Source organism: Pedobacter sp., assembly GCF_041662865.1.
GTDB lineage: Bacteria > Bacteroidota > Bacteroidia > Sphingobacteriales > Sphingobacteriaceae > Pedobacter.
In genome coordinates, this window is record NZ_JBAZRL010000042.1 from 23,348 (window position 1) to 30,875 (window position 7,528).

General features: G+C 35.9%; 5 protein-coding genes and 1 pseudogene. 3 read left to right on the top strand and 3 right to left on the bottom strand.

From position 1 onward, the window contains the following. The first annotated feature begins 35 nt into the window (after positions 1 to 35). From WC622_RS12975 to WC622_RS12985, 3 genes are all read left to right on the top strand, one after another. On the top strand, positions 36 to 1,907 hold the full coding sequence (locus tag WC622_RS12975) for a CocE/NonD family hydrolase (protein WP_372820127.1): 1,872 nt from the start codon (positions 36 to 38) through the stop codon (positions 1,905 to 1,907). 15 nt (positions 1,908 to 1,922) lie between these two features. After that, positions 1,923 to 3,581, top strand: coding sequence for a M1 family metallopeptidase (locus WC622_RS12980; RefSeq protein ID WP_372820128.1), 1,659 nt, complete (start codon positions 1,923 to 1,925; stop codon positions 3,579 to 3,581). A 67-nt stretch (positions 3,582 to 3,648) separates the two neighbouring features. Next, entirely contained in the window at positions 3,649 to 4,386 is a 738-nt protein-coding gene (locus WC622_RS12985; RefSeq protein ID WP_372820129.1) for a head GIN domain-containing protein, read from the top strand. A gap of 90 nt (positions 4,387 to 4,476) precedes the next feature. Here WC622_RS12985 and WC622_RS12990 read toward each other — a convergent pair whose 3' ends face one another. From WC622_RS12990 to WC622_RS13000, 3 genes and pseudogenes are all read right to left on the bottom strand, one after another. Further along, a complete protein-coding gene (locus tag WC622_RS12990; RefSeq protein ID WP_372820130.1) occupies positions 4,477 to 5,181 on the bottom strand; it encodes a DUF2490 domain-containing protein in 705 nt (234 codons plus the stop codon). 115 nt (positions 5,182 to 5,296) lie between these two features. Further along, entirely contained in the window at positions 5,297 to 6,517 is a 1,221-nt protein-coding gene (odhB, locus tag WC622_RS12995; RefSeq protein ID WP_372820131.1) for a 2-oxoglutarate dehydrogenase complex dihydrolipoyllysine-residue succinyltransferase, read from the bottom strand. Positions 6,518 to 6,583: 66 nt separating this feature from the next. Then, positions 6,584 to 7,528: pseudogene (locus tag WC622_RS13000) on the bottom strand (2-oxoglutarate dehydrogenase E1 component); the annotation flags it as partial.

The following is a 7,528-nucleotide window of genomic DNA, read 5'->3' on the forward strand; positions in this document are numbered from 1 at the left end:
AATATATTTATGCTTTGTAACCTATTCTCAATAACATGACCAGTTTAAAACTATTCTTATTTCTTGTTATCGCTTCATTTTCGTACTCAGTTTCTGCACAAGAAACCGATTCGGCGTATGTAAAAAGTCATTATACCAAAATAGAACGACAAATACAGATGCGAGATGGAGTGAAATTATTCACCTCGATCTATATGCCAAAAGATCACAGTAAAAAATATCCCATTCTACTCAATCGTACTCCGTATACGGTTTCGCCCTACGGAGAAGATAAATACAAAACAAGCCTAGGTAATTTTCCGGGTATGATGAAAGAAGGGTTTATTTTCGTTTACCAAGATGTACGTGGAAAATGGATGAGTGAAGGGAATTTTGAAGATGTTAGACCTCAAACCACTAGCAAAGGAAACAAAGCAATAGATGAAAGCACAGATACTTATGATACAATCGATTGGTTAGTAAAAAACGTACAAAACAATAATGGTAAAGTGGGTATTTCTGGTATTTCTTATCCAGGATTTTACTCTACAACATCATTACCAAATGCACACCCTGCCTTAAAAGCAGTTTCACCACAAGCACCTGTAACGGATTGGTTTATGGGAGATGATTTCCACCACCGTGGCACCTTATTTTTAATGGATGCCTTTAGCTTCATGACTACTTTTGGCGTTCCTCGTCCTAAACCTATTACTCCAGACAAAGGACCAAAAGGTTTTAAATTTCCAATACAAGATAACTACCGTTTCTATTTAGAAGCAGGTTCAGTTAAAAACCTTAAAGACAAATATTTTGCTGATAGCATTAAATTTTGGAACGATTTATTTAAACATTCTAATTTAGATACATTCTGGAAAGCCAGATTAATATTACCTCATTTAACCAACGTAAAACCTGCGGTAATGGTTGTAGGTGGTTTTTTTGATGCAGAAGATGCGTATGGAACTTTTGCTACCTACAAAGCGATTGAAAAACAAAATCCTAATGCAAACAATATTTTAGTAGCTGGGCCATGGTTTCATGGAGGTTGGGTCCGCAGTACCGGGAATAGTTTTGGCGATATTGAATTCGGCCAACCCACTAGTACGTATTACCAAAAAAACTTCGAATTACCATTCTTCAAGTATTACCTAAAAGGAGAAGGCAATTTTAACCCTGCCGAAGCTAATATCTTCGTGACAGGCAGCAATCAGTGGAAAAGATTTAATAGCTGGCCACCTGCTGAAACAGAAAGCAAAAACTTGTATTTACAACCCAATGGGAAGTTAGCGTTCGAAAAAGTTGGCAGAACAGATAGCTGGGATGAATATGTGAGTGATCCTGCAAATCCAGTTCCGTATCAAGATGGAATTCAAGCCAGACGCACTCGTGAATATATGATAGATGATCAACGTTTTGCAGCTCGTAGACCTGATGTTAAAACCTATCAAACCGATGTTTTAACAGAAGATATTACGTTAACTGGACCAGTATTGGCGAATTTAGTAGTTTCTACTACAGGTACCGATGCAGATTATGTAGTCAAACTAATTGACGTATATCCAGAAGATGCACCGAATCCAACTCCAAATCCTAAAAACTTGTTAATGGGTGGCTATGAAATGTTGGTTCGAGGAGAAATAATGAGAGGAAAATACCGAAACAGCTTCGAAAAACCTGAGCCTTTTGTGCCTGGTGCAATTACAAAAGTGAACTATCCTTTACCAGATGTTGCTCACACCTTTAAAAAAGGACATCGTATTATGATTCAAATTCAAAACTCATGGTTTCCATTGGCAGATAGAAACCCTCAAAAGTTTATGGATATCTATCAGGCGGAGCCTAAAGATTTTCAAAAAGCAACACATAAAATTTACCACGACACTCATAACAGTTCATTTATAACTGTAAATGTTTTAAAACCATAACTAATTTATAAACTGATGAAAACAAAAATTTTCACACTACTAGCCCTGCTGTTTCTAAGCTTTAGTACTAAAGCTCAGCTTGGGATAGCTAAAGAAACTTTTACCAGAGCTGATACCTTAAGAGGAATGCTTACTCCTTTACGTACCTGCTATGACATTAATTACTACCATTTAGATGTAAAAATTAATTTAGATGATAAATCAGTAAGTGGAAGTAATGAATTTGCTTTTACGGCTACACAGGATTTTACCAAACTGCAGTTCGATTTATTTGCTAACCTAAAAATAGAGAAGGTAATATATAAAGGAACAGAATTACCATATACTCGCGAGTTCAATGCGGTATTTATCACCTTCCCAAAAACCATTAAAAAAGGTAGTAAGGATAGTTTCACGGTATGGTATAATGGCAATCCACCAATTGCACGTAACCCACCTTGGGATGGTGGCTTTATTTTCAAGAAAGATAAAGGTGGTAATCCTTTCGTTTCAGTCGCTTGTCAAGGCTTAGGTGCTAGCGTATGGTGGCCAACTAAAGATCATCAAAGCGATGAAGTAGATAGTATGCTAATCAGCATTTCTGCACCAAAAGATTTAGACGAAGTGTCAAACGGTCGTTTGCGAAGTGTAATCAATAAACCAGATGGCTATAAACAACACAATTGGTTTGTAGCAAATCCAATTAATAATTATGATGTGTCTTTTCAAATTGGAAAATATGCACATTGGACCGACACATATGCTGGTGAAAATGGACCATTAACTTTAGATTTCTGGTCGTTAAAAGAAGATAGTGCAGTAGCTCGCCCACACTGGGATGCAGATGTAAAGCCAATGCTTAAATCGTTTGAATATTGGTTTGGCCCATATCCTTGGTATAAAGATGGTTATAAATTAGTGCAGGCACCACATTTGGGCATGGAACATCAAAGCGCAGTTGCCTATGGTAACCAATTTAAAAAAGGTTATTTAGGTCGCGATTTATCTGGTACAGGATTAGGTTTAAAATGGGATTTTATTACCGTACATGAAAGCGGACACGAATGGTTCGGTAATAATATTACCAGCAAAGATTTAGCAGATATGTGGCTACACGAAGGTTTTACAAATTATTCGGAAACTTTATTTACTGAATCAACACAAGGAAAAAAAGCCGGAGAAGCCTATGTAATTGGTATTAGAAAAGGTATTGGCAATAGAGAACCAATTATCGGTGCATATAATGTAAATAAAGAAGGCAGCGGAGATATGTATCCAAAAGGAGCAAATCTAATTCATACCATTCGTCAGTTAATAAATAACGATGAGAAATTTAGAGGAATATTAAGAGGTCTAAACAAAGTTTACTATCATAAAACAGTAACATCTGCTGAAGTAGAAAACTACATTGCTAAGCAAAGCGGACTAAAATTGGACAAAGTATTTGATCAGTATTTACGTTATTCAAAAATCCCGGTTTTAGAATATAAAATTAATAACGGCACATTATCGTATCGTTGGATAACTGATGTAAAAGGTTTTGATATGCCAGTTAAAGTTTCGCTAAAAGCAAATGAATATACCTTGATTAAACCAACCAACGATTGGAAAACAAGTAAAATTGATCCATCAGTAACTATGGATAATTTTAAAACTGAACCTAATTTTTATGTAAATACGAAGAAAGGGGAATAAGAATTTTTTTACTAGAGGATGCAACGTTTCATAAATAAGAAGCGTCTAATAAGAAAAACGACTTAACATGAAAAAAATATTTATCACATTAAGCTTCATCTTGGTACTAGCCACGATGGGCCTACAACCTGTTTTGGCAAACTATCCAATCGTTATTGGTTTATCTAAGTTTTCAAAACAAGATAGAGAAGTAAAAAACTTTAATGGTGTTGCAGCTGGCGGACCAATAAATGTAGTTGTTACCTTAGGTAGCACAGAAGGTTTAAGATTTGAAGGAGATGCAGATGCTATTGCAACTTTAATTACAGAAGTAAAAGGCAATATTTTAGTAATTAGACCTCAAAACAGTTGGACAAGCTGGAGCCACAAGTATGAAAACAAAAAAATTACAGCTTATGTTAGCGCAAAAGTAATTAAAAGCTTAACCATGAGTGGTTCAGGTAAAATGAGCTTAACAGGATCAACCAAAGGTGCGGGCTTTGCTGCAACACTAAGTGGCTCTGGTAGTATTTCTGCTAATATAGATGTAGATAATTTTAATGGCGTAATTAGCGGTTCAGGAAATTTAAATATTTCTGGCAAGGCGGATAGGGCAAACATTACACTTAGCGGTTCAGGCTCACTAGCAAAAACCGGATTTTCTGTTGGCACACTTTCAACTACAATTAGCGGATCTGGTTCTGTAAATGTAAATGCTAACGATAAAATTAATGCCGTAATAAGTGGTTCAGGTAGTGTGAACTATAGCGGCAGTGCTACAGTAGACAAAACAGTAATTGGCTCTGGCCGAGTACGAAAAATATAAGCGCTTTAACGCACAAATAAGCTAAGCTCTCTGATTAAAATCAGGGAGCTTTTTTGTTTATAGTTTAAAAGAATAAGTGACTTTAGTTTCTTAAAAGCGTGTATATAAAGCTAATTGCACAACACGATTTGACGTATTCCTTGCTACTCCGTTAGTATATTGATTTAAATACCCTACCTCTAAATCCATCTGTTTAGAAAAGCGATAACCTACAGCGAGGTACAATCTATTTTGATCAAATAAGCTATTGTTTAGCAACTCTTTATTCTGAATATTCAAGAACACTTCGTCTTGTAAGGCAACAAAAGCACCATTGCTAAAACTTTCTACTTTCCCTTGTAAAGGCTGCAATAATCTAACAAAATAGCGAAAACGCTGAGCAAATATTTCATCTCCATTGGTTTGTTCAATAAAGCGCTGTTCTAATCTAGCCCTATGACTTACAAAGCTTGATTTTAATTTATGTGTAAAAATATATTGTTCCCAAATCCTGTTTTCAGTTAAAATGGTATTAGTAGTTCCTATTAATCGAGTATCGGTTGTTGTGTACAAATAACCAGCGGTAATATTATTTTTATCATTGATATAATAAGTTATTCCTGGTCTAATTAGTACATTTCTAACATATTCCCAATTATCCGAACTGCGAAACTGAGCATCAAAGGCAAGCCCCCATTTTTCATTAAACTTTGTACTATTAAATAAAGCAAACCAACCAGAATTTTGAATGTTGGTTTGTGCCGAAGTAGTTCCAACACTTAAAAAAAATAGTAAGCCTAATATTAGTTTTTTCATAAAATGGATATCATTATTATTTGAATAAACTTAAGTTAACATTAACTTAATCTATAAAAATTTATCAAAAAAAAGCCCTAATGTTTTGCATTAGGGCTAAATATGTATTTAAAAATTATACGCCTAATAATAAACGAGCCGGATCTTCTAATAGTTGTTTAACTCTTACCAAGAAACCTACTGATTCACGACCGTCAATAATTCTGTGGTCATAAGATAAAGCTACATACATCATCGGACGTATTACAACTTCTTTATTCTCAGCAATTGGACGTTCGATAATATTGTGCATTCCTAAAATAGCCGATTGTGGTGCATTAATAATTGGTGTAGACATCATCGAACCAAAAACTCCACCATTGGTGATGGTAAATGTTCCACCTGTCATTTCATCAATTGTCAATTTGCTATCTCTTGCTTTGGTTGCTAACTCAATTACAGTTTTCTCAATCTGAGCTAAAGTCATGCTTTCTGCATTTCTAATAATTGGTACAACTAAACCTTTTGGAGCAGAAACTGCGATAGAAACATCTACAAAATCATTGTAAACAACCTCTTCACCTTCTATACGAGCATTTACAGCTGGAAAATCTTTAGCTGCTTCACAAACTGCTTTAGTAAAGAAACTCATAAAGCCTAAGCCTACCCCAAATTTCTCTTTAAACTGATCTTTATATTTAGCTCTTAAATCCATTATTGGTTTCATGTTCACCTCATTAAAAGTGGTCAACATAGCCGTTTCATTCTTCACAGTTACTAAACGTTTAGCCACAGTTTTACGCAATGGCGACATTTTTTCTCTGCGTTCATTTCTAGCACCTGCAACAACTGGAGTAGCTGATACACTTGCTGCTTTTGGAGTTTCGGCCTTTTTTGCTTCAGCTTTAATAGCATCTTCTTTAGTAATTCTTCCTTCAACACCAGTGCCTTTTACTGCACCTGCATCCACGCCTTTTTCAGCTAGTATTTTTCCAGCCGCCGGCGATGGAGTTCCTGAAGCATAACTATCGCCAGCTTTTTCTGCAACCGGAGCCGCTACTTTATCAGCAACTGCTGGAGCCGCTTCAGTTTTTGTTGCTTCCTTAGCAGGAGCTGCTGCACCACCTTCTTCAATAGAACAAACTACTGCACCAATTGGCAATGTAACGCCTTCAGCAGCTACAATTTTTAAAGTTCCTGCTTTTTCTGCAGTTAGCTCAAACGTAGCCTTATCAGATTCTAATTCAGCAATGATTTCGTCCATTTCAACAAAATCTCCGTCGTTTTTAACCCAACGTGATAAAACTACTTCTGTAATCGATTCGCCAACTGGCGGAACTTTTATTTCTAAACCCATAATTTATTGTATGTTGTAAAGTTGCAATGTAAAGTTAAAATAATTAAACCTTCAACCTCAACTTTATTAATCTATGTTTACTAATTTTTTAGTCGCTTTTGCTACAGTTTCTTTTACTTTCTCGGTTACTGGGACATCAAAAGCTGTTGAAACAATGTAAGCCTGTTGATTGGTATGTTGTTTCATATATCCAGTTGCAGTACTACTACTTTCTTTTCTCGAAATTACATCCATTTGGCTTAATGAAGTTTTTCTCAATCGACGTAACAAATAAGGCCAAGCACCCATATTTTCTGGTTCTTCTTGAACCCAAACTGCATCAGTAGCGTTTTTATAACGTTTGCAAACAGCCTCCATTTGGTCAACAGGGGTTGGATACAATTGCTCAACACGTACCAAAGCAACATCACCTTTCGTATTTGTCTTTTGTGTTTCCAATAGCTCATAATAGATTTTACCACTGCAAAATACCACACGTTTCACATCTGCAGGTTTTACATTTACATCATCTATTACTTCTTTAAATTTACCATCTGTAAAATCAGCTAATGGGCTAACACAAAGTGGATGACGCAATAAACTTTTAGGTGTAAACACGACCAATGGTTTACGGAAATCGCGTTTAAACTGACGACGTATGGCGTGGAAGAAGTTTGCAGGCGTAGTACAATTTGTTACTTGCATATTGTAATCTGCACAAAGTTCCATAAAACGCTCAATCCTTGCAGATGAATGCTCAGGTCCTTGTCCTTCATATCCATGTGGCAACAACATCACCAATCCGTTTTCTCTTTGCCATTTCGTTTCAGCACTTGCTACATATTGATCAACCACAATTTGAGCACCGTTAAAGAAATCTCCAAACTGTGCTTCCCAAATTGTTAACGCATTAGGGTTTGCCATTGCGTAACCATATTCGAAACCTAAAACCCCATACTCGGATAAATGCGAGTTGTAAATATCAAAAGCTGCTTGTTGATCTGAAACATGTTCTAATGGAGTATATTCTTC